The 21,659-nt window shown below is 66.8% G+C and carries 25 protein-coding genes; 14 read left to right on the forward strand and 11 right to left on the reverse strand.

Annotated elements, in window-relative coordinates; all coding sequences use genetic code 11:
* Positions 1-91: 91 nt before the first annotated feature.
* Positions 92-352 (reverse strand): WXG100 family type VII secretion target, encoded by a 261-nt coding sequence (locus OHB13_RS21445; RefSeq protein WP_328378178.1) that lies wholly within the window; start codon positions 350-352, stop codon positions 92-94.
* Between the two features lie 593 nt (positions 353-945).
* Between OHB13_RS21445 and OHB13_RS21450 the strand changes: the two genes are divergently transcribed.
* Both OHB13_RS21450 and OHB13_RS21455 read left to right on the forward strand, forming a co-directional pair.
* Complete coding sequence (locus OHB13_RS21450) at positions 946-1,206, forward strand: WXG100 family type VII secretion target (RefSeq protein ID WP_328378179.1); 261 nt, start codon at positions 946-948, stop codon at positions 1,204-1,206.
* A 39-nt stretch (positions 1,207-1,245) separates the two neighbouring features.
* Positions 1,246-2,079, forward strand: coding sequence for a hypothetical protein (locus OHB13_RS21455; RefSeq protein WP_328378180.1), 834 nt, complete (start codon positions 1,246-1,248; stop codon positions 2,077-2,079).
* Positions 2,080-2,682: 603 nt separating this feature from the next.
* On the opposite strand, the gene OHB13_RS21460 is transcribed toward OHB13_RS21455, so the two are convergent.
* The 5 genes from OHB13_RS21460 to OHB13_RS21480 form a co-directional block, all read right to left on the reverse strand.
* A complete protein-coding gene (locus tag OHB13_RS21460) occupies positions 2,683-4,101 on the reverse strand; it encodes a PE-PGRS family protein (protein ID WP_328378181.1) in 1,419 nt (472 codons plus the stop codon).
* Positions 4,102-4,244: 143 nt separating this feature from the next.
* The gene (locus OHB13_RS21465) at positions 4,245-4,940 is read right to left on the reverse strand and encodes a hypothetical protein (RefSeq protein ID WP_328378182.1); all 696 of its coding nucleotides are present in this window, start codon (positions 4,938-4,940) and stop codon (positions 4,245-4,247) included.
* 126 nt (positions 4,941-5,066) lie between these two features.
* Positions 5,067-5,594, reverse strand: a complete 528-nt coding sequence (locus OHB13_RS21470; RefSeq protein WP_328378183.1) for a hypothetical protein — start codon at positions 5,592-5,594, stop codon at positions 5,067-5,069.
* Between the two features lie 238 nt (positions 5,595-5,832).
* Complete coding sequence (locus tag OHB13_RS21475; protein ID WP_328378184.1) at positions 5,833-6,855, reverse strand: hypothetical protein; 1,023 nt, start codon at positions 6,853-6,855, stop codon at positions 5,833-5,835.
* Complete coding sequence (locus tag OHB13_RS21480; protein WP_328378185.1) at positions 6,843-7,505, reverse strand: hypothetical protein; 663 nt, start codon at positions 7,503-7,505, stop codon at positions 6,843-6,845. Before OHB13_RS21480 ends, OHB13_RS21475 begins: the two co-directional genes overlap by 13 nt.
* Positions 7,506-8,472: 967 nt before the next feature.
* Here OHB13_RS21480 and OHB13_RS21485 point away from each other — a divergent pair.
* From OHB13_RS21485 to OHB13_RS21540, 12 genes are all read left to right on the forward strand, one after another.
* Positions 8,473-9,210 carry a hypothetical protein gene (locus OHB13_RS21485; protein WP_328378186.1) on the forward strand — a complete coding sequence of 246 codons (738 nt, stop codon included), beginning with the start codon at positions 8,473-8,475 and terminating at the stop codon, positions 9,208-9,210.
* Between the two features lie 45 nt (positions 9,211-9,255).
* On the forward strand, positions 9,256-10,083 hold the full coding sequence (locus tag OHB13_RS21490) for a hypothetical protein (protein ID WP_328378187.1): 828 nt from the start codon (positions 9,256-9,258) through the stop codon (positions 10,081-10,083).
* A complete protein-coding gene (locus OHB13_RS21495) occupies positions 10,080-11,390 on the forward strand; it encodes a CpaF family protein (RefSeq protein ID WP_164259316.1) in 1,311 nt (436 codons plus the stop codon). Before OHB13_RS21490 ends, OHB13_RS21495 begins: the two co-directional genes overlap by 4 nt.
* 10 nt (positions 11,391-11,400) lie before the next feature.
* The gene (locus OHB13_RS21500; protein ID WP_328378188.1) at positions 11,401-12,540 is read left to right on the forward strand and encodes a type II secretion system F family protein; all 1,140 of its coding nucleotides are present in this window, start codon (positions 11,401-11,403) and stop codon (positions 12,538-12,540) included.
* Positions 12,537-13,466, forward strand: coding sequence for a type II secretion system F family protein (locus OHB13_RS21505; protein ID WP_266854468.1), 930 nt, complete (start codon positions 12,537-12,539; stop codon positions 13,464-13,466). Before OHB13_RS21500 ends, OHB13_RS21505 begins: the two co-directional genes overlap by 4 nt.
* A 35-nt stretch (positions 13,467-13,501) precedes the next feature.
* The gene (locus OHB13_RS21510; RefSeq protein ID WP_164259321.1) at positions 13,502-13,747 is read left to right on the forward strand and encodes a hypothetical protein; all 246 of its coding nucleotides are present in this window, start codon (positions 13,502-13,504) and stop codon (positions 13,745-13,747) included.
* A gap of 155 nt (positions 13,748-13,902) precedes the next feature.
* Positions 13,903-14,274, forward strand: a complete 372-nt coding sequence (locus tag OHB13_RS21515; protein WP_405944078.1) for a TadE family protein — start codon at positions 13,903-13,905, stop codon at positions 14,272-14,274.
* Positions 14,275-14,381: 107 nt separating this feature from the next.
* Positions 14,382-14,792 (forward strand): TadE/TadG family type IV pilus assembly protein, encoded by a 411-nt coding sequence (locus OHB13_RS21520; protein WP_266860796.1) that lies wholly within the window; start codon positions 14,382-14,384, stop codon positions 14,790-14,792.
* A complete protein-coding gene (locus OHB13_RS21525; protein WP_266854464.1) occupies positions 14,789-15,247 on the forward strand; it encodes a TadE/TadG family type IV pilus assembly protein in 459 nt (152 codons plus the stop codon). The genes OHB13_RS21520 and OHB13_RS21525 overlap by 4 nt, the downstream gene beginning before the upstream one ends.
* Before the next feature lie 93 nt (positions 15,248-15,340).
* Positions 15,341-16,027 (forward strand): hypothetical protein, encoded by a 687-nt coding sequence (locus OHB13_RS21530; RefSeq protein WP_328378190.1) that lies wholly within the window; start codon positions 15,341-15,343, stop codon positions 16,025-16,027.
* Between the two features lie 326 nt (positions 16,028-16,353).
* Positions 16,354-17,046, forward strand: a complete 693-nt coding sequence (locus OHB13_RS21535) for a hypothetical protein (RefSeq protein WP_266854460.1) — start codon at positions 16,354-16,356, stop codon at positions 17,044-17,046.
* A gap of 32 nt (positions 17,047-17,078) precedes the next feature.
* Positions 17,079-17,798, forward strand: coding sequence for a hypothetical protein (locus OHB13_RS21540; protein WP_328378191.1), 720 nt, complete (start codon positions 17,079-17,081; stop codon positions 17,796-17,798).
* 116 nt (positions 17,799-17,914) lie between these two features.
* On the opposite strand, the gene OHB13_RS21545 is transcribed toward OHB13_RS21540, so the two are convergent.
* The 5 genes from OHB13_RS21545 to OHB13_RS21565 form a co-directional block, all read right to left on the reverse strand.
* Positions 17,915-18,598, reverse strand: a complete 684-nt coding sequence (locus OHB13_RS21545) for a hypothetical protein (protein ID WP_328378192.1) — start codon at positions 18,596-18,598, stop codon at positions 17,915-17,917.
* A gap of 11 nt (positions 18,599-18,609) precedes the next feature.
* Complete coding sequence (locus OHB13_RS21550) at positions 18,610-19,425, reverse strand: hypothetical protein (protein ID WP_328378193.1); 816 nt, start codon at positions 19,423-19,425, stop codon at positions 18,610-18,612.
* Between the two features lie 23 nt (positions 19,426-19,448).
* Complete coding sequence (locus OHB13_RS21555) at positions 19,449-20,684, reverse strand: WXG100 family type VII secretion target (protein WP_266854454.1); 1,236 nt, start codon at positions 20,682-20,684, stop codon at positions 19,449-19,451.
* Positions 20,681-20,908: a hypothetical protein gene (locus tag OHB13_RS21560; RefSeq protein WP_266854452.1), complete on the reverse strand. Its 228-nt coding sequence runs from the start codon at positions 20,906-20,908 to the stop codon at positions 20,681-20,683. Before OHB13_RS21560 ends, OHB13_RS21555 begins: the two co-directional genes overlap by 4 nt.
* Positions 20,909-21,300: 392 nt before the next feature.
* The gene (locus OHB13_RS21565) at positions 21,301-21,585 is read right to left on the reverse strand and encodes a hypothetical protein (protein ID WP_266854450.1); all 285 of its coding nucleotides are present in this window, start codon (positions 21,583-21,585) and stop codon (positions 21,301-21,303) included.
* Positions 21,586-21,659 lie beyond the last annotated feature (74 nt).

Raw genomic sequence — 21,659 nt, forward strand, 5'->3', positions numbered from 1 at the left:
AGAGCCGGATGCCGGATACCCGGATACACAGACGCCGGGGCGGCCACCTGTCAGGTGACCGCCCCGGCGTCGTGCGTACAGCCAACCGTGCTCAGGTGGCACCTTCGATGTTGTCGGCGCTGGTGTTCGCCGACTTGTGGGCATCGCCCAGCGTTGTGACCCACTTCTCGAAGGTGGGACGAACGCTCTCCCAGTCACTGCGGAAGTTGTCGGCCTTGGGACCCTTCCAGAAGCCCGTGCTACTGGACGTCGCCGTGTTCAGGTGCTTGATGAGCGTGTGAAGGTCTCCAGAGCTGTGCTGGAACTTCTTCGCCAGGTCCCGGAGTTGACTAAGATCTGCGCCGCGATCCATCGCGATCCTCCCCGTTGTCACTGAGGTAAACGGACTATCCGTTTGCAACAGTGGACGCTACCGCACAGCAGGCAGTTCCCGTAAAGACCCTTCGGGTATCGGGGTCAGTGAATCGGGCCGCGGGCAACGGGTCTCGGGCTCTGCGTGGGGGCAGAGTTGGGCGATCTTCGCCTTTTGGGTTGAGTAGGGCGATCTGCGCAATCATCACCCGATGGACTGTTTGTCAAGATTGACCGTCGAGGGCCGCGATGACGGGTGACCGGAGCAACTGCCCCTACGGACGCCGTCGTTCACGCCACCTCCGGCCTATTCCAGTTAGATCTCCGCCCAACGAATACGGAACCAATCAGAGTCCGCCATGTTCAGGGGAATGAATGCCACCGGAACGCAGAAGAGGCATAAGAAGTGGGTGGTACGTAATGGGTAAGGGTGTGGGGCACGCAGGGCGAGGCAGGGGAGTCGTGCGCGCGCACCGGAAGGGGCGCATGAGTCAGTTCGTACGCCGGGTGGTGCGCGTCCTTGAACTGCGCTTTGCCGTCTGTTGAAGTCCGTCTATGCTTGACGGCATCTGTGTGACAGCGGGGGAGGCTGCTATGGGTAATCCGGACATCCAGGAACTAAATTCGCGCGCCGCGTCTCTGAGGTCGCTGGCCGACCACATCGATTCGCTGGTCGACTCGCCCCACACCCAGAGCACCACGGTGATGAAGACGTGGGCCGGGCCGAACGCCGATTCTGTGCGTGGAAAGCTGAAGAGCTGGCGGACCACCTGCACCATGGTCGCCAAGTCGCTGCGTGAGGAGGCCCACAAGGCCTCTCAGTCCGCCAAGGACCTGCAGCATCCCAAGAAGTGAGCCGCGCGGCCGTCAGGCCCTGGGGGAGGAACGAGAGACATGCCTTCGTACGACAGTTCCCGAGGCCGCCTGCGCCTGGCCGACCGCCACATCGGTGTCTTCGCGCACCTGCTGGACGGCGAGACCCCGCCGGACGAGCTGTGGCCCTCGCTGGTCGAGCTCCAGCAGATCGGCCTGGTCGGCGAAGAGGGTGAACTCTCCCCGCTGATGCGTGACTTGCTGGGCGCGCTGGCCGACCCCATGGTCATGATCACGGTGGAGGTCACGGGCGAGCACGGCCCGGTCAACCACGGAGTCATCGTGGGCCAGGACGCGGTCATCTCCCACGACGGCTGGCCCGGCGACGAGGAGTCCGAGTACGTACCGCTGGAGCCGAGCACGCTGGTCTGGGAGCTGGCCAGGAAGGTCAACCTCCGCAGCGGCGACAGCGAGAAGCCGGCGGTCGACCGGATAGAGACGTCGATGGGGGCCCTGGACGCCGCCTTCGTGGCGCTGGGCGAGGGCGACGGAGTCGACGAGGACGCGACGCGCGAGCTGGTGCGTAAGGCACTGGTGGAGGCGGACAGCAACCTCAAGGACCCGGACCTGGCGCAGTTCACGAATCTCGTCCTCACCATGAACTCGACCTGGCGCATCACGACGGCCTGGGACGGCAAGCACGAGGACGAACGCGCGGCGATGCTCCGCGCCCTTGCGGTCTGGGACTGCGGCGCCCTCGGCTACTGGATCCGCGAAAAGCCGGAGGAGCCGATCCTGCCGGGCCAGGTGACCCCGGAGAGCGTGCTGGTACTGGCGCGGTCGAACGCGAGGGAAATCTGGGAGAAGCTGGCTGACCTGCTACCGGACAAGTCGGATCTGATCGACGAGGCGTGAGCAGTTCGTAGGGGGTGGGCAGAGAGGGGGGCAGGAAGGCCCATCCGAACCGCTGATTCAGCTGATTCAGCGTGCCCACCCCCGGACCAGCCGGCCGCGCCGGCGGTCGGCGGCGCTCGGGATCCCGGGCCATTTCCCGTATACCCGGGTACTTGCAGGTCTCGGGTATACGGCGTGAGTCGGGGCACAGGCGTACCGGCTTTCGCTTGGATCACTACCTGGGGCTGGTCACGGCGCAGCAGAGGAAATGCTCGGAGAAGCTACGTATTCACCGACCCCAATAATTCGGGGCAGTTCGCGCCCTGTACAGGCAAGGCAAGCTACTTCAAGCCAAGTTCGCCCCGGAACTCGGACGTCATTGCAGAATGCGATCTCACCCGCCCTTGCTGGTGCAGCATGATGGCGCCGGGGCAGGCCTGGGCCCTCAGGCGGACTGATATGGACCTGCGCGGGCCTCTTTGCCGCGATGGAAGCCTTCGTGCTGTACGGCAGGCTGCGCCGCCGGGACTGACGAGGTCCACAGGCCGGACGCCCTGTGGGCGCGGGGGGACGGGACCGGACAGGCCTGGAAGCGGGCGCCGGCCCGAGAACCGGCGCCCGGCGTCAGAACCAGCTCATCGGGTTCGCATGTTTGGCGATGCTCTTTGCGCCGTTCGCGATGCCGTCCCCGACCTTCTTCGCCTTGTCCCCGACCCAGTCCGCGGCCTTTCCAGCACCCTTCTTGATGTCGTCCCAGTGTTCGACGACCTTGGCGCCGCCGTAAATAAGACCCGTACCGACGGCGAGACCGATGGTGATCGGATTAGGGGCGATCATGGCGGCTGTCATGGAGGCGTTGAAGCCGACCTCCGCGACGTCCGCTACGTAACCCGCGCCCTTCTTCTTGAAGGCGGTGACCGGGTTGCCCTGCGCGATCACATTCGCCGCACTGAAGACAGTCGATGCCGCACTTCCGGCAATGCCCGCCCCGCGGAGGAGTCCAGATACCTTGCCAGCCGTCCCGATGCCCTTGCCGAGTGCGGCCAGCCGGGTGGATCCCAGGCCACGTGACTCAGTGAAGACCTTGCCGGTGACCTTGAGTAGGTTTGCGTTGCCGGCGCGGACGACGTTCGTTCCTGCGTGGGTTATCCCTCCGTACTGCGCGGCGAGCGAATCAGAGCCGACGATGAAGTCAATGGCACTGTTTGCCGTGAGGTCCTTCACGATCTTGGCATCCATGAAGGGGAGCTTGCGAAACTCATTGTAGAGTTCGCCGGTTACGTCGCCGATTTTACCTTTCGTGCCAGGGATCTTCTGTGCCCATTGGCTAAGTTTGCCCGGAAACCAACTCCCGGGGGCCCCGAGCGAGCGGATGGGAAGCTTCGCCTTGATGAGTTTGGTGCCTGACCATCGCAGAGCTCCGTTGCTGGACCCGCGCAACGAAACGCCGATGCGGGTCTTCCAGGTCCGCAGCGCCCCCTTGGCGAGAGAGTTACCCACCAGCACCTTGGTCAGCGCGGCGCCCTGCATGGTGACCGTTGCGGTTGTCTGTGTGACTGACCCCCAGTCGCCGTAAAGCCCGATCAAATACGCAATCGTCTTCTCGTGCGGATGAAGCCCCGGAATCTGTCCGATGGCTTGCGACTTGAGTCGGTCGAGCCAGTCGTTGAGGGATTCGTGCTTCTGCCGCTTGAAGGAGTCCGACTGCGGTTCGTCGCTGGCTGCTACCGAGTTGGCCAGAAGGATGACGTCCGGTCCGAGCTTTTCTCCCTTGTATTTTTTGAGATCAGCGTCGGTGAATCCGGCCCACTTCAAGCCGGCATCGGGATCGCCATTCTCCAGTCGGGCGAAGACGGCGCGCTTGCGCAGATCGGGCGCCGTGTCCGATACCCAGGACCGCAGTGGCTTGAGAGACGCGAGATGGCTTGTAACGCCGAGATTCGACGCTCTAGTAAACGCTTCGTCAAGTTTGTCCTGTACACCGCCTTTGCCATCAATGAGCTTGGCGAGATGATCGAGGTCATCTGGATTTGCCATTCTCACGGTTTCTCTCCCCCTCAGGACTCTGCTAGGTATGACGACGTGGTGCAGCCCGCATCCTGCAACTCAGATTATCCCTGTAATCTATCGCCCGGCGCGACGCCTGATTGCGCCCGGTGCCTGTTCTTCGCCGACGATTCACTGCCCTATTTGTCGCCAACAAGGGCGAATGCGAAGGCCAGTCGACGGTCGATCCAGTCGGCCTTGATTGATACTTCGACGCTGCCCTCCGACATCATCACTACCTTTTCTTCCACGCGCCACTCAAGAGTTCGAGGCTTTGTCGGCTGATCTCCATTACCACCACCGAAGTCGGCCAGTCCGGCTACGAATCCAATGGTCATCCGCGCAGCGGCACGGCCGACTACCTCCTTCGTCGAGTCGCCACTGGCCCACTCATTGCGGCCCACGATTTCCGCGTGCCCCGGCTGGTCTATACGCCAGGTATGCCGGAAGGGACGCTTGGGAGGAATACGGCGCAAGGTGCCGATGGTCAGCCCCTGTGCGTCGTGCACGAGGTGGTGGCGTTCACCGTCGACCTCCTCGGGCGGCTCCACGTAGCACAACAGGTTTTGACACTCGGGGTCTTCGTACAGGGTGAGATCGTTGTGGGAGGGGCCGTCCACCGGTCGGGAGGCGGGAGCGAGGTATGCGCAAGGGGTGTTGACGCGGTAGTCCTTGCCTCCCTTGGGTACGCGCACCGCGCGTGGTCCGTACACCGCCTTCTTGCGTTTGATGGTCTCCGGTCGCTCTACGGTGCCGATGATGAACTTGTGGACGTTCACCCACTCAATGGGCTCCACCGCAGGCTCCTCGGCCTTTCTGCCCTTGCCGAATGCCACCGTTACCTCCTGGACCGAACTGACGGGCGAGACGGTCCGACCCTAGCGGCACGGCCTTCCGCCGAGACGCGCGGCGAGTCGGCGGAAGGCGCAGTCGGCCGGACCGGTCTCTGCGTAGTTGCTGGCTCAGGAGTTGCCGCGCCCTGCCGTCCCGTTCGCGAGGGCTGTCAGGAAGGCAGTGCGGTTCCGGGTGGCGATCAGCAGCAACTCCCCCTGACAGGTGGAGATCGTCACGCTGTCCATGCCCATCGGGACGGCCCAGCCGCCGCCGACGAGGCGGGGTCCGGTGCGCTCGGCTGCCCGCAGACCCGGCGCCGGGGCATCGATGGCGGCCGCTGAGGTTGCGTTGCGTTCCATCGGCGTCGATACGGCGCCCTGGAGCGCGGCCTGAACCGAGGCCGGGTCCACATCGGCGAGCGGAATGCGCTCGCGGCCGACCCGGAGGGTTTCCCCGTCGATTCGGATGCGCTGGTAGATGGCCTTGGAGATGGGTACGGCCAGACACGGGAGCAGCACAACGAGGAATAGCGCCGACAGCCCCAGCCACAGGCCGATTTCATCCGGAATGGAACCCACGCCCATGTAGGTGATCCCGACCAGGTAGAGGGCAATACAGATGGCCGACCAGGTCTTGGGGGACTTTTCCAGATACATGATTTTCGGGTCTGCCTCAGTGGTTGACGACATCGGATTTCGCGGGGGGACGGCGGCCTGGCCCGGGCCCGGGAGTCCTGGAGCGCCGACTCCAGCCGTACGACGCTATCCACTGAGGCTCCCGGTTCGCCAGCGCGGGAGTGGACCGGCCGGCCGGATGCAGGCCTTGCACCTGGATCGTCGCCGCGCTCGCCCGCCGGGATCCCGGTGGAGCCGATTCGGGCGGACTGAGGGGCGGTCAGCGGTTGATGGCCTGGATCTCGTCCACCGTCACGTCCTGGGTGGTGCCGAAGGTGCCGGTGCCCAGGGAGTGCTGCCCGGGGTTTCCCGTACCTGTCCAGGAGATCTTCCAGGTGATGGTGGCGCGCAGCTTGAAGGGACCGCTGTCACCGGAAGCCCGGAGATAGGTGATTCCGCACGGTGGTGTCTTGTCGGCGTCACCAGGCTTGTAGGCGGTGCCGATGGAGCCGTCGGCGTTGAAGGTGCATTCGCCTGAGGCCGGGTGGAGTTCGGAGTCGTCCGTGCCCGGCTCCAGCTTCAGCGAGACGGGTTTGGCGGTCGTGGTGGCCGACATACCGGGTATGTAAGCCGTGACGGAGACCGGTTTGAACTGTGTCTTGTCGAGCCAGGCCCACGTCGGAAGATTGACCTTGGTGGCGCCTGCGGGAGCCAGCGTCACGTGTGTGTCCGGGACGGTGGTGTGCGCGGATGCGAGTTCGGCGAGCATTTTCGGGGTGACGGCGTCGGGCCGGTCCGCCGGCGGTGGCTTACCGGTGTCGACCCAGAAATCCTTTCGGTCCTGGCAGGCGTCCCAGCCCGGTGGGTAGCTCTTGTCCACGTATGAAGTCCACCAGTAGCCCTTGCCCGCTTTGGCCTTGTTGAAGTCCTTGTATGGATGGCCGCCGGCGTAGTAGTCACGCTGGATTGCATCCCACTGATAGCCGGTCGACTCCTCGTTCCAGACATCCTCATTCTTTTTTTGGAACTCGGCAGGGGAATACGTAGGGGCAAACCAACAGGCTGGCGGTGACCAGTCGCCTGCGGAAGCCAGGTTACCCGGACCGCTGTTGGCGGGGGAGTACTGGACTCCGCGACTACCCCCGCCACTCTTGCCTGAGTCTCCCGCGTGTGCTTCGAGATCGGTGCCGGAAGCTCCGCCCCCCGTTTCAAAGTCTGCCTGAGCTGGGCCGGCGTTGAGGAACAGCAGGCCAAGGGCCGCTGTTGCCGCCAACGCGCCGTACGAGCCTTTCAAGGCTGGCACTTTGAACTCCCCCTGTCGGAGTTCAAAGCCGTGGTAACCCACACGCCTTTGTCGTTCTTGCGTAGCGCTGAATTGTAGAGGACGTAGCTGTTCTTCGTCACTGGCGTCTTGTTGATCTTGTTCGTCTGCAGGTGAAGGTCATACCCCTTTCCCTGATCCTGGCAGAAGGCGAACGTAGCCTTGTCGGGACCATTGAGTGAAATGACCGGGCCGTAGTAGCGAATGGTTCCTGTGATGCGCGATTTCGCTTTGACATACGCCGCGACGTATTCCTGAGTCGATGCGGTGAGTTCCCCTTCGGTGTAGAACCGGTAACCCGCCTGGAGTGGGTCCTGCTTGACGATTGCGTAGTCCCTCGCCTTGATGAGTTGCTCGGCGTCGGACATGACGGCGTCTTTCTCCTTGTCGCCAGTCTTGGGCCACTCGAAGACGTACTTGATGTCCGACGGCAGGCTGAACTTGGGTCGATCGACGTCAGCTGAGGCTGAGGCGGAAGCCGAGGGTGAAGCTGACTTCGATGCCCCCTGGTCCGCCCCGGCGATCTTGCCCGAGTCCTTCGACTTGCTGTCACCGCCTCCGCCGCACGCGGTCAGAAGAAGTGCCGCTGCGGTCGCGAGTGCTGCGGCAGCGGGCAAGGATCGGCGGTTCACTGGCGACTCCCGGTGGGGCGGTTGTGGACTGGAGGTAATTGACGCTATCCGGGCGGCACTTGGTTTCACCAGGCTGAATTCGCCGCGCAGGGTGAGGCCCGGGTGACGATTGGGGTGAATGGTGCGTGCGCGGGCGCGTGGGGGCCGGTGTTCGGCGGCTGTTGCCTGGGGTTCCTGGGGGGATCCGGGAGATTGGGCGCTGTCGGCCGGGGCGAAGGTTCCGTCTTGATTACGCTTTGTTCACGCTTCACATATTGCTGGGCTACCGGGCGGCTGGGCACCCGAACCGCACCCCGCTGCCGTCATCGCGCAGCCCGCGGTTCGGGCTCCGCCCGGGCTCGGCCCGGGCCTGGACCGCCCCCGGCTCGGGCCGCATCGGACCTCGCTGCGTGCCCGATCGGACCTCGGTCCGCGCCCCGATCGTGCCAAGTCCCAGCCAGGTCCGCGCCGGGCCGACCCCAACCGCGTGCCGAGGTTCCTGCCGGGGCTCGTTGCCGGGGCTCGCGTCGGGGCCCGAGCCTGTGTTCTCGGTGCAGCCCCGCCCCTCCCTCCCTGGCCCCCAACTGCCCAGTTGTGACGGTGATGCGGACGCCATGGCCCTCAGGAATTTGCGTGTGCATCGCCAGTCCCCGGGTTGGCTGCGGGCTGGCGGGCCCCGATCGGCGGATCTCCGTGAAGGGTTGGCGGATGCAACGGGCGATGCCCTGTCGTGCAGCGGGTACGGGGAAATCTCGTGAATCTTTGGGTGGCCCTCAAGGCTCGTCGATTCTGACCGGTTTGGACCGATCCTGGCGATGCGCGTGAAGTTCGCGATCCTTATCTCGTCTTGAGGCGCTTATGTGCTGCTGCTACGGTGCGATGACTTGACAGCCTCCGGTGGCCTGGGAATCGGAACCGGATAAATGGCGGCGAAGTCGACTCGCTATATGTCGCAGAGAAACATTTCGGGGATTCGGGGAGAAGCGGCGTGAAGGTCCAGGAGCGCACGGGTGCAGGCAACCACAGGGTTCCCTCACCCGCCCAGTCGGCCGGTGAGCGGCTTCCCACCGTCGCCCGTGAACGCAAACCCGCCCTCGCCGCGCTCGCCGTCCTGCTGATCCTCGTCGGCGCGCTGGGAGCCACCGTGCTGGTGCTCCGGGCCGGCAACCGGGTCGAGGTCGCCAAACTGACGCACAACGTCGAGGCGGGCCAGGCCATCACGAGTAGCGACGTCACGTCGGTGATGGTCGCCAACGACAACTCGATCAACTACATCAAGTGGGACCAGCTCGGCACCGTCGAGAAGACCCTCACCGCCAGGAGCGCCCTCTACTCCGGGTCCCTCCTGGTGGGCGAGATGTTCACCGGCGAAAAGGGCACCCCCGCGGGCAAGGCCGTCGTCGGACTCTCCCTCAAGGACGGCCAGTACCCCGTCGGGATCAAGGCCGGCGACACCGTCACCGTCTACCGGGTGGGCGACCGTAGCGGCTCCAGCAGCTCCAGCAGCAGCGGCAGCCAGTCCGGTTCGTCCAGCAACTCCGGGTCCTCCGGTGGCGGCATCATCGTGAACCGGGCCACCGTCAGCCAGGCCGACAAGCCCAACGACTCCACCATCAGCAGCGGCAATCTCGCGGTCACCCTCCTGGTCGACAACGCCGACGCCGCTGCCCTGTCGCAGGCCGCATCCGCAGGGGAAGCAGCCGTGGTCACGGTTGCTTCCCACTAACGGCTGACCGACGCCCCCAGAGGAACCCAGAGGAACGCAGAAGACATGGCGCTCATCGCCCTCGCCGCAGACAAGGGTTCGCCCGGAGTCACCACGGCCGCCCTCGCCCTCGCCGCCGTCTGGCCCCGGCGGGCGCTGCTCGCCGAAGCCGACCCGGCCGGCGGGGACCTCGTCTACCGCACCACCGCCTCCAACGGCGGCCCGCTCAACCCGAACACCGGCCTGCTCTCCATCGCCGCCGCAGCCCGCCGCGGGCTCGCCGCCGACCAGCTGTGGGACCACGCCCAGCCCATGGCCGGCGGCCTGGAGCTGCTCGTCGGGATCGGCTCCGCCGAGCAGGCCGCAGGCCTCGCCGGTGTCTGGCCCACCCTCGGGCACGCCTTCTCCACCCTCGGCGACTCACCGCACGCGCCCGCCGACGTGATCGCCGACATCGGCCGGATCGCCGGGGGTTCGCCCGCGCTCGACCTGCTGCCGCAGGCCGGCCTCGTGCTGCTCGTCGCCCGTACGGAACCGGAGCACATCGCCCGCGTACGGGACCGGGCCGCCGCCCTCGCCGCCCAGCTGCACGGCGGACAGCGCGGAATGTCGCAGCTGGCCACTCCGCTCATCGGCGTCCTGCTGGTCGTCGAGTCGAGCGCGTCCGCCAAGGTCGCCCACCAGGTCAACGACATGCTCGTCGCCGCCCAGACCGGCGCCCGGGTCATCGGCACACTCGCGCACGACACCTCCGGCGCCGCGCTGCTCTCCGGGCGCGGCCGCGGCCGGCTCGACAAGTCGCTGCTGATCCGCAGCGCCCGCAAGGTCGCCGCCGACGTCTACCAGCAGTTCGGCGCCGCCTGGTCACAGCCGGGCGCCGGGGCCGCTCGATGAGCGACGTCGTCGACCACAGCCTGGTCAAGCGGTACCGGCAGGAGGCCGGCGACCGGATCGCGGAACAGCGCCGTATCGACCAGGTCAGCAACACGCCGCCGATGTCCGGGGAGGACGAGCGGCAGTACGCGCGCGCCGTCATCGCCCAGATACTTGAGGAGTACGCGCGCGCGGAGATCAACGCCGGGCGTACCCCTTTCGACGCGGAGACCGAGGAGCAGTACGCGGCGGCCGTGCACGCGGCGCTCTTCGGAGTCGGGCGCCTCCAGCCGCTGCTTGACGACCCCGAGGTCGAGAACATCGACATCAACGGCTGCGACCAGGTCTTCGTCGGTTACGCCGACGGGCGCGAGGCCCGCGTCGACCCGGTGGCCGACACCGACGAGGAACTCGTCGAACTCATCCAGGTGCTCGGCGCCTACTCGGGACTCTCGTCCCGCCCCTTCGACTCCGCCAACCCCCAGCTCGACCTGCGGCTCCCCGACGGCTCCCGGCTCTCGGCCGTGATGGAGGTCGCCCGCAGGCCCGCGCTCTCCATCCGTCGCGCCCGGATGGGCAAGGTCTTCATGGCGGACCTCGTCGGCAACGGCACGCTCACCCCCGAGCTGGCCCACTTCCTCGCCTGCGCGGTCCGCGCCCGTAAGAACATCATGATCGCGGGCGCCACCAACGCCGGCAAGACCACGCTCCTGCGGGCCCTCGCCAACGAGATCCCGCCGGTCGAGCGGCTCGTCACGGTGGAGCGCGCGCTGGAGCTCGGGCTCGACCAGTTCCCCGAACTCCACCCCAACGTCGTGGCGTTCGAGGAACGGTTGCCCAACTCCGAAGGGCTCGGCCAGATCTCGATGGGCGAGCTGGTGCGCCGTTCGCTCCGTATGAACCCCTCGCGCGTCATCGTCGGTGAGGTGCTCGGCGACGAGATCGTGACCATGCTCAACGCGATGTCGCAGGGCAACGACGGCTCGCTCTCCACGATCCACGCCAACAGTTCGAGCGAAGTCTTCAACCGTATTTCCACCTACGCGCTCCAGGCCAACGAGCGGCTGCCCATCGAGGCCAGCCAGATGCTCATCGCCGGAGCCGTCAACTTCGTCGTCTTCGTGCAGCGCCGCAACAACTTCGAGAGCGGCGGCCGCCTCCAGCGTGCCGTCACCTCGGTCCGTGAGGTCAACGGCGTCGACGGCCGCGTCCTCTCCAGTGAGGTCTTCGCCGAGACGCCCGACGGGCGTGTCCTGCCGCACGCCCCGGTGGCGTGCCTCGACGACCTCGCCGTACACGGCTATCGCCCCTCAGGGGCCTGGGGGTGAAGGAGACCGTATGAATGGAATCTCCTCGTTGGGCGGGTTCTTCGATCCGCAGCTGCTGCTCGGACTCGGGTGCGGCGTCGCGGCGGGTGGCGGTCTCGCGCTGCTGATCGTCGCGATCCGTGGTGTCGAGCCCAAGCCCGGCCATGTGAAGGCCGAGCGCGGCGAACGGGCCAGGGAACTGGTCCAGTTCATCGGGCGGCGCGGCTCCATCGCCGTCGGCGTCGGACTCGTCGTCCTGCTGCTGACCCGCTGGACCGTTGCCGGAGTCGCCGCCGGGCTGCTCGTCTTCTTCTGGGACCGCCTCTTCGGCGGCGCCGCCCAGGAGAAGATCGCCATGCGCCGGGTGGAGGCCCTCGCGGGCTGGACCGAGTCGCTCCGTGACACCATCGCGGGCGCCGTCGGCCTCGAACAGGCCATCCCGGCCTCCGCACGCGCCGCCGCCCCCGCCCTGCGCCCGCACCTGGACGCGCTGGTCGACCGGCTCCGCGCCCGGATGCCGCTGCCGGAGGCCCTCCAGTACCTCGCCGACGAGATCAACGACGCGTCCGCCGACATCATCGTGGCCGCGCTCATCCTCAACGCCAAGCTGCGCGGACCCGGTCTGCGCCAGGTGCTCGGCGCGCTCTCCAAGTCGGCGCGCGAGGAGATCGACATGCGGCACCGGGTGATGGCACAGCGCTCGTCGACCCGGCGCAGCGTGCAGATCGTGGTCGTGGTCTCGGTGGCGTTCGTACTCGGACTCGCCGTGTTCAACCGGAGCTTCGTTTCCCCGTACGGTTCACCGATGGGCCAGCTGGTGCTGGCCGGGGTGTGCGGTCTGTTCGCGCTCGGCTTCTGGTGGCTGCGCAAGCTGTCGGTGATCGAGACGCCGGAGCGCTTCCTGATCCGCGCCGAACCCGAGGTCCGGTTCGTACGGCCCGACGCGTCCCAGCACGGGTCCCAGCAGCAGGGCGGGCAGCAGGCTCCTGTCGGGCACCAGGCTCCTGTCGGGCACCAGGCTCCGGGCGGGCAGCCTGCTCCCGGTGGCCAGCAGGCTCCCGGTGGGCAGTACTCCGGTGGCCAGTATCCCGGCGGGGCGAATCCGGGCGGACAGCAGCAGACTCCTCCGCAGGCCTCGCCGTTCAACCATGGCCAGGGGGCGCCGCGATGATCGACATTCTCACCGCACCGGTACTGATCGGGGCCGTACTGGGCCTCGGTGTCTTCGTCCTCGTACGGGCCCTGTCGCGTACGAGGCGCTCCGCGGTCTCGCAGGTGCAGCGCATCGACGCGCTGCGGGCGGCCGGTTCCGGGTACGAGCGGCCGGGCGACCACGATTCCCACGACGGGCGGCTCGGCTCGCTGCGTGCGCGGGTGGGGGTGCGGATCGCCGACCTCTACTTCCAGCAGGGCTGGGAGCAGCGCTCGCTCCGCTCCGACCTGGCGGTCCTCGACCGCGGCTGGGAAGGGTTCCTGGCGACCAAGGTGCTGCTCGGCGTGGTCGGCCTGATCTTCGGCCCGATGCTCTTCGCCATCGCCGTGCTGATCGGCTTCGGCAAGAGCCCGATCATCCCGGTCTGGCTCGCACTGGTCTGCGGGCTGCTCTTCTTCTTCCTGCCGGACCTCGAAGTACGCCGGGACGCGACGGACAAGCGCAAGGACCTGCGCCGCGTCATCGGTGCGTATCTGGACCTGGTCTCGATGAACCTGGCCGGCGGGCGCGGTCTGCCCGAGGCGCTGATGGCCGCCGCCGAGGTGAGCGAAGGCTGGGCACTGCGCCGGATCCGCAACGCGCTCGCGGACGCCCGGATCACCGGTACCAGCCAGTGGCTCGCGCTCGGCAGGCTCGGCGAGGATCTGGGTATCGAGGAACTGAAGGACTTGTCGTCGTCGCTGGCGCTCGTCGCCGACGACGGGGCGAAGGTACGTGAGTCGCTGGCCTCCAGGGCCGAGACGATGCGGCACCGCGAAATGGCCGAGATCGAGGGAGCGGCTGGTGAGAAGTCGCAGTCGATGCTTGTCGCCCAGCTGCTTCTCTGCGCCGGGTTCCTGGTCTTCCTCATCTATCCGGCCGCGATGCGCGTCTTCCAGGTCTGATCCCGCTTCCCCTTCTCTTGAGAGGATTTCATCCCATGTTCGGACGCCGCTTCAGTCACCCGACTGTCGACTTCCTGATCACGTTCCTGCAGGCACGCGTCGAGCGTGCCCGCTCCGAAGACACCGACCGCGGCGCGTCAGCCGTGGAGTGGGTCATCATCTCGGCGGTCGTCGTGGCGATCGTCGGTGTGGTCGCCGCGATCATCAACTCCGCGCTGAGTGACGGCGCCAACAAGGTCGGCAACTGCATCAAGGGAGCCAGCGCGAGCGGCACCTGCTGAGCCGGGCCCTTCGGGACCTTCCGGGACCCTTCCGGGTCCACTGTTCATTTACGAGTCCGATCGATCGAGTCACTGAGTCGGTGCTGGTGCGTCAGAGGATCAGAGCGTTCGTACGCCGCAGGGTGGAGGCAGCCTCCGCCCGCGGTGACTCCGGCATGACCGCGATCGAGTTCGTCTTCCTGACGCCGGTCCTGTTCTTCATGATCTTCGCGACGGTGCAGTTCGCGCTGTACTTCTTCGCCGACCACGTGGCGCAGGCCGCCGCGCAGGCCGGTGCGCGCAAGGCACGGGCCGAGGCGGACGCGAACCCCGGGGGCTGGCGCGGGGACGCGGGCGACGTCGTACAGAGCTACATCCAGCAACTTGGCTCGAAGCTGGTGCTGGGCCCGAACGTGACGATGCTCCAGCCGGACAAGGACACGGTCGGCGTGGAGATCACCGCACGGGTCCCGAATGTCTTCCCCGGCCTGGGCCTCACGGTGCACGCGCAGTCGCGGGGGCCCGTCGAACGGTTCGTGCGGGACTGATGAGAGGCCAACGGGTGGCGGGGCGGCAGGTGTTCGCGGGTGTATGTGCCCGTGCGGGTGTGGCGAGTGTGGATACGGGTGTGAGGTGCGCGTCGCGTGCCGTACGGATGCGGCTGGACCGCGCGGGAGTCGGGGCCGACCGCGGTCTGTCGACCATCGAAGTGGTCATCCTGGCCCCCATCATGATCCTTTTCATTCTGGTGCTGGTCGGCTTCGGGCAGCTGGTCGAGGGGCGCGGCGCCGTGGACAGCGCGGCGCGGGACGCCGCCCGTGCGGGTTCGATCCAGAAGGACGACGGCGTCGCGATGTCCGAGGCGCGCAGGGCCGCCGACGCGGATCTGACCGACGTCTGTTCCGGCCCGGTGTCCGTCACGGCCAAGGGGTTCGTCAAGGGCGGCTTCTTCACCGTCGACGTGAGCTGCCAGATCCGTGGCCTCGCCATGCTCGGCCTGAACATCCCCACCACCCTGAGCGGGCACTTCACCTCGCCGATCGACCCGTACCGGAGGACGCAGTGAACGCGCTCACCGGATGGATCGAGTCCCGCCGGGCCCAGCTGGACGACCGGGGGTCGGGCGCCGCGGCGGTCATCATCTTCGCGTTCGTGTTCCTGGCCCTGGCCGCGTTCGTGGTGGACGGCGGGCTGTCGATCTCGCAGCGGGAACGTGCCGCGGACATCGCGGAGCAGGCCGCACGGTACGCGGCACAGGACATAGACCGGGAGGCCCTGTACGACAACCAGGGCGGACCCGCGCCGATCAACTACCAGAACTGCAACGCGCGCGTGCACGCCTTCGCGGTCGAGATGGGGATGTCCGGGCAGGACATCGGTGCTTCGCACTGCACGGCGGCCAACGCACAACGGGTCGAGGTGACAGTGCAGTTGACGTACCAGCCGGTGCTGACGGGCCTGTTCTACAGCCACTCGATAACCGTGCATGGTTCTTCGGTCGCCGAGTCCGTGACGGGCTGATGGCGATCCGTTCGCTGGGGTATCCCCGGGCAGGCAGAGCAGCATGTGCGCGCGGCTGCGGGCCCCGTTTCAGATGGAAAGGCACACACCCTCATGCATGACACATTCCCCTCACGTCCCGTGCGCCGGGGGGCCGGCGCGGCGTCGCTGGTGGTCGCGGCGGCACTGCTGCTGTCGGCGTGCGGCGGTGGTGACTCGGCGTCCTCCAACAAGGCGGACAAGGTGCCGGGAGCGGACACCGGTACGAAGACGGCGGCGCCTTCCGCTTCGGCTTCTGCGGACGGGATCGAGCGGCCGGACATCACCTTGCCCAAGGACGTAAAGAACGTCTTCGAGGGCTGGCAGACCGGCGACCCTCAGCAAGACGCTGTGTTGGCGGACAGCCGCAGGCACATCAACGCCATCGACGCTGCCGTCACCGAGGGGACTCCCCAGACGAAGAAGTTCCCCGCTGTCGACTTTTATACGAAGGACGCGGCGTTGCTGGACGCATACCAGTACATCGCCTCGTTCTACAAGGCAGGGCAGAGCTTCTCGGGGACGGCCCGCTATTACAACCAGCACGTCAAGCTCCAGAACACTGGTGCGGCATCCGTGACGTACTGCGCCGATGAAACCACGGCGTACACGAAGGACCGTAAAACCGGCAAGGTGGAGAAAGGCACGCCTTCGTCCGACGACTACATCCTCTACAACACGCAGCTCAAGAAGAACACCAAGGGCGTATGGCAGACGGTTGTGATCACATCTGACGGGGGAGCGAAGGCGTGCCAGCGTTGAATAGGACGGCTGGTCGTGTTCTCGCACTTGGCGCAGTATTGGTATCGGTCTCGGCTCTGGCATCACCTGCTTATGCGGGCAACAGGCATGACACTGCCCAACAGGGGAGCGCCAAGGGCGGGTCGGGCAACGGGAAAATTACCGTCCAGACTCGTATCCGGACGACCACCAACGGCGACCCCGGATCGGCGAAGACCGGCTCGCTGTCTCCTGCGGACAGCAACTGGACACCCCCCGCTTGCTGGTATGAACCGGCCTTCTCGCCCAAGGAGATTCAGGCCAGCGTCAAAGAGTGGCGGGCCGTCGGGATCTTCGGGATCGGCGATGTGATCGGCAATGTACTCGACAGCTATTACAAGGACGGCAAGTACAAGAACTACAACCTTGACCAGCAGGGCAAGGGAAAGTTCTGGGCAGCTGTCGTAAACCCCAAGCGCAAGGACGAACCGGGCGCGACGGCCTGCGACAGGATGCCGTTCTGGGTGCCGAACAACACCACCCCGCACGAGCCCCTCGCCGTGAGCCCGAAGATCCTCGCCGAGTACGCGTACGACGAACTCCCCGTCCCCGAAACGCAGATCGAGGCAGCCCCGGCGGGCAAGTCCACAGTCAACCTGCCCACCTGGGTCTGGCTGGACAAGGCCCGCTTCAAGCCGGTCTCGGTGACCGCCTCGCTGCCCGGCACGGGACTCTCCGCGACGACGACCGCCACGCCCGTCGCCCTCCACCTGGACCCCGGTACGGACGACGCGGAGGTCTATCCGGCGAGCGGCGACTGCCCGCTCAACGCGGACAAGTCGATCGGCACCCCGTACACCAAGGGCTCCGCCGACCGGACCCCGTCCTGCGGCGTGACGTACGAGCGCTCGTCCGGCGGGGGCACGTATCCGCTGCGGGCGACGCTCACCTGGGAGATCAACTGGACCAGCACCACGGGCGAGGGCGACAGCCTGCCCAACGGAACCTACGGGGACACGAAGGACGTCGCCGTTCAGGAGATCCAGTCGGTCAACCGCTGAACGCCCGCGCCACCTGAGGAGAGAAGCGAACGATGGCATTCGGAAGACAGCGGCGTGCCCCGGAGCCGCCGGTCGAGCCGATGCCCTGGGAGGGCATCTCCTGGTTCGTGGTCAGCGAGGTGGAGCAGCCGGCCACGTTCCGCCGTAAAGCGGTGACCGGACCGCGGGCGATACGTGTGCGGTCGGTCGGCGGGCCCGTACGGTGTTTCGCGCCCGCCGTGTTTGTCGTACAGCCCGACCCGGAGATCAAGGCGTACGAGTTCTACGCGGCCCGGGATCCCCGTCAACAGATCTGTGCGCTCGCGCCCGTGACCGGCGGGAAGGGTGGCGAGCAGTACCGGGTCGCGGACGGAGCGGGGCAGGAGATCGGCGCCGCGCACCGGACCGTCGCCGCGAAACGCACGATCCAGCACACCTGGTGGCTCCGGCAGCCCGGTCACCCGGACGTCGTGGCCCGCTACCACTGGGCCAAGGGCAGTGCCAAGGAGGTCGCGGCGCGGGGCAAGGCGGCTGTGGCGCGGCAGGCGGGGAGCCTGGCCGAAAGCGTCGTGGATTCCTTGATCTTCGGTGGTGACGACAGCGGCGGCCAAAGCAGCAACCACATCCGCAAGCCGGTGACCTGGCGGGCGGGCGAGGACGAAGTGGCCCTCACGTCCGATCACACGGACCGCGGGGTCAGGACCTATATGCCGAAGGCCGGTTGGCTGGACCTGCGGCTGGTGTTCGCGCTGGCGGTACTGCGGGAGGGCTGACCGTACGTGGGCAGGCTGCCGCCGCCGACGGGCAGCGGTTGTCCGTCGGTTTCTTCCGGGCCTCTTCGCGCTGGGCCCGGGCCTGGAACCGTACGTGAAGACTGGTGCCGTTCGTGTCAGCGCCGTGCCTGCGACCCCGCCTGCTCCAGCGCCGCGCGCAGCTTCTCCGGGTGGCGGGTCGGGGCCGACCAGACGGGGGAAGCCGCGAACTGCTGTGGTGCCGAGGTCTTCCAGAAGGACCGCTGCTCGGGAGGGCGGAATTCGGGAACACTCGCGGCGGTGAGATCGACGTTGATGACGATCGCCGCACGCATGTAGGGAGCTGTCAGCAACCCGAGCTTGATGGTGCCGGTGGCAGTCTCCAGGCGGGACGATCCCACATCGCGGCCGACCTTGGCGATCTTCCGGATCTCTTGGTGATCACTGACCACTTCGACGCGCTGGACCGCGTCCCAGGGACAGAAGAAGACCTGTCGCCGGTGCGCCCGCGCCCGGGGCAGCTTCTTCCCTCCGGTCCTACCGCGAGCTTTCAGGCGCTCCGTCCGCTGAATGCCGCCGATCCAGATACCGGCCGCGTCGACACGGATCCCGATCGGCCGGTCCTCCGCCAGGTGGAGACCTCCGAGACTCACGGATCCGAAGATGCCCAGGATCACTCCGGGCATGAACACCGATGAATTGTCGGTCAACAGCAGGGCAACGAACGAGCCGATCAGCAGCAGCGGCCAGAAGAAGCCGTGGAACACCAGCGGCCAGCGCAGCGCGCAGCGCTCCTCGGTGTAGTGGACGGGTTCGCTCATCGCAGGCAGGTTCACGCGGCAGATCCAGGTCCGGAAAGCAGCTCGCTCAGGTGGCGGCCGAGGGTTTCTTCGTCGCAGTCGATCGGGGTGCCGTCCTGGTTACGTTCGACGCTCAGCCCGGCGGAACTCCGTCGAACTTCGAAACGGTCCAGGTCAGGGCCCATGCCCTTGTTGGGCTGATACACGTCGATCACTTTGGAGGGGCGCCGGCCGAATCGGTGCCCGGCTGGAGGGCGGTCGACCCAGCGCAGCAGTGATCTGACAGCTTCCGCCGGGCTGGCGAGTACGTACTTGTAGGCCGGTCCGAACCGTGAGACATGGTTGCCGGTGGCTTCCTCTGCCAGCACTGCTCGCAGACCGCGCCCCTCCTCGGCGATTCCGTACAGCCGTATCCGGTCGGGCTCGGCCTTGGCCCCCTCGCGGCGGACGACGATGAATGACGGCTGGGTGCGGCCTGCCAGGATCATGGCGAGCAGCGGGCGCACCGGAAGGCCGACGCTCTCGCCGGGGGCGTCCTCCGTCGCGCTTGCTCCGGATTCGTCACCGGGCCCGGGATCCTGCTCGGCAGGCCCGGTTTCCGGCTCGGCCAGCAGCCCACGGTGGACAAGGAACTTCAGCGCCATGGCCGAGAGTTCGAACCGTTCCGCCTCGGCTTTGCCGGACCACCATGACCACGCGTCCTCGTCAACGAGTGTGGCCTGCATGGCTCCGAGTACGCACAGCTCCGCAGTCGACAGGGCGGGCAGTTGAACCGCGTCGTCCCGGTCGACCTGATCCAGCAACGCCTGTGATGCTTCGACGTCCGCCTGTCGGGGGTCACCCGTCATGGTGTGCTGCCTCCATCGGCTGCTCAGAGAAAACTGGTGACCGCATGCCAGGTGCTCTTGGCTGCCGATGCCACGGCGTGACCGGTGGCGTTGCACACGTTCTTGAACGGTTTCCAGTGGTGGTAGAGGTAGGTGCCCCCCAGGTACAGGCCGGTGCCGACCATAACGACTTCGCCCACGCCGGGGACGGCATCCAAGGGGGTGAGGAGAGCGAGCGTGTCCCACGTGGCAAGTCCCGCGTTGACCCCGGCGGCGCCGCGGTCAACCCAGCCCATCGCGCCCTTGTCCTCGGGCTTCCACATGGTGTAGAGGTCGCCGGCGATGGCCAGCCCGTTCAGCCCGACACTGGCCCCGCGCAGCCACGGAAGCCGGGCCGCTTCCCCGAGGTTGGCGAGCTTCGTGCCCTCGTTCCACTTGCCGATCGCGTCCCAGTCCTTGGCGAAGTCCTCGATCGCCTGGGCGAGATCGGCTTCGGTGGCCGCACCGCTGCTCATGGCGTTCATGATCGGACGGGCCATCTTCGGGAAGTCGGCCTCCATCAGCTCGGGGATCCGCGCCGCGAACTCCTCAGCGGTCTTGACGCTCTCCTCCGCGCCCTCCGCACCGCTCATCAGCTTGAGCAGGACCATGTCGGCGTACGGAGCCGGTACGGCGTGCAGCTTTTCGTCCCACTTCCGCAGTTCGCCCTCAGGGCCGAAGAGCTTCTCCCAGAGCCCCGGGTTCTCTTCCTTCAGCTCCTCGCCCGCCTTCGCCACCTGCTCCTTGAGCTGCTTGGCGGACAGGGTGTCAGGACAGGTCTTGGCGAGCGTCGTCTGCGCGTTGCTGAGCGCGGTCGCACACGTACCCGCGGCGCGGTTCAGGTCGGAACTCGCGTCGCTGACCTTCTGGCCGAGTGCTTTGGGGGACTGGCCCGGCGCGGTCGGCGCATGGCTGGAGGCATGGGAGTGGCTGTCGGCAGTGGTGTTGGCGCCCTTCACCGCTTTCTGCGCGCTCTCCAGCGCCCCGGCGTAGGTGTGCAGCGCGGAGTACGCGGCGCCCGCGGCCACATGGACGGCCTTGAAGCGCGGGTACACACCTTCGGCCGCTGTCCGATACTGCTGGGACAGCGGGCCGGACCAGCCCTTGAGTACGGCTTCGACATGCCGCTGGAACGTCGTCAGCAGCGTGGAATGGTCATGGGCCAGCGATTTGAACCGGCCGGCGGCGGTCCGCAGGGTTTCTGGATCCCCGGACGGAACGGTGTAGGTGGGAGGCGTCATTTGCCGCCTCCGCCTGCCTTCTTGAGGTTGGTGGCGGTCGTCTGGGCGACGTCACCGAGATCACTGACGGAGGTGCCGGTATCACCGGCTGCCTTCGCGATTGCACCGGCCAGCGAGCTGATCGCCGAGGCCACCCGGTGGTCCCCGGCGGCGCCGGCTGCCTGCTTGCCGGCCGCCGTTCCGGCCTTGGAATGACTGTTGGCCGAGGTAACGACCGATTTCATGGATGAAGCCGACGCCTGTATGTGCTCGGCGTCACCACCCCGGTAGCCCACTGATCCCACACCCCGTTTTCGGTACCCGGGCCCGGCTGATCCGTCGCAGCCCTGACCTCAGCCTCAGACGGTGCTTGGCGGGGCCGTTCGCAGTCAACGCCGGAAGGGGTGCATCGCCCACTCTTGGCCGGGCGGTGAGCGGAACTTTGCAATTGTGTGGCCTGACGAAAAGGTTGCGGGCGGGGCCCCGCGTCCGGCTTCCGTGGCGGGGACCGGCCCCTTCGAGGTGCTCAGTGCCAGACAGCGCGCGCCGGTACTCGGAAGCCTTCGTGCGGGGATGGGCAGAGTTCACCGGTCTCTGTGCCGATGCTCAGGTCGGCGGCGTGCGGAATCAACGGACGCTAACTCGCGCCGTGCATCTTCCTGTCCTGGGCGGACTGTTTTTTCTGGGCTTCATCCACCAGCCGGTTCTCCTCTGCCGGGAACGAATCGAAGAGGGTCTTCAGCCGCTTCATGCGCCCTTCGTGATCGGTACGCCATGTGTCGGCCTTCTTGCCGATCCAGGTATGCGGCATCATGGCGTCGACGCGTTTCATGGCCGCTTTTATGTCCGTCACCGCCCTCTCGATCTCATTCATGTCCTGCCGGCACACGTAGTCGAGACGGTCCTGCTCGGGAATGCCCATGAAGTACTCCTTTGCTGGGCGTATTTGCGGAGTGCGACTGCGGGGGACTTCTGCAACAGCACCGCCTTGGGTGA

The sequence above is a fragment of the Streptomyces sp. NBC_00440 genome, assembly GCF_036014215.1.
GTDB lineage: Bacteria > Actinomycetota > Actinomycetes > Streptomycetales > Streptomycetaceae > Streptomyces.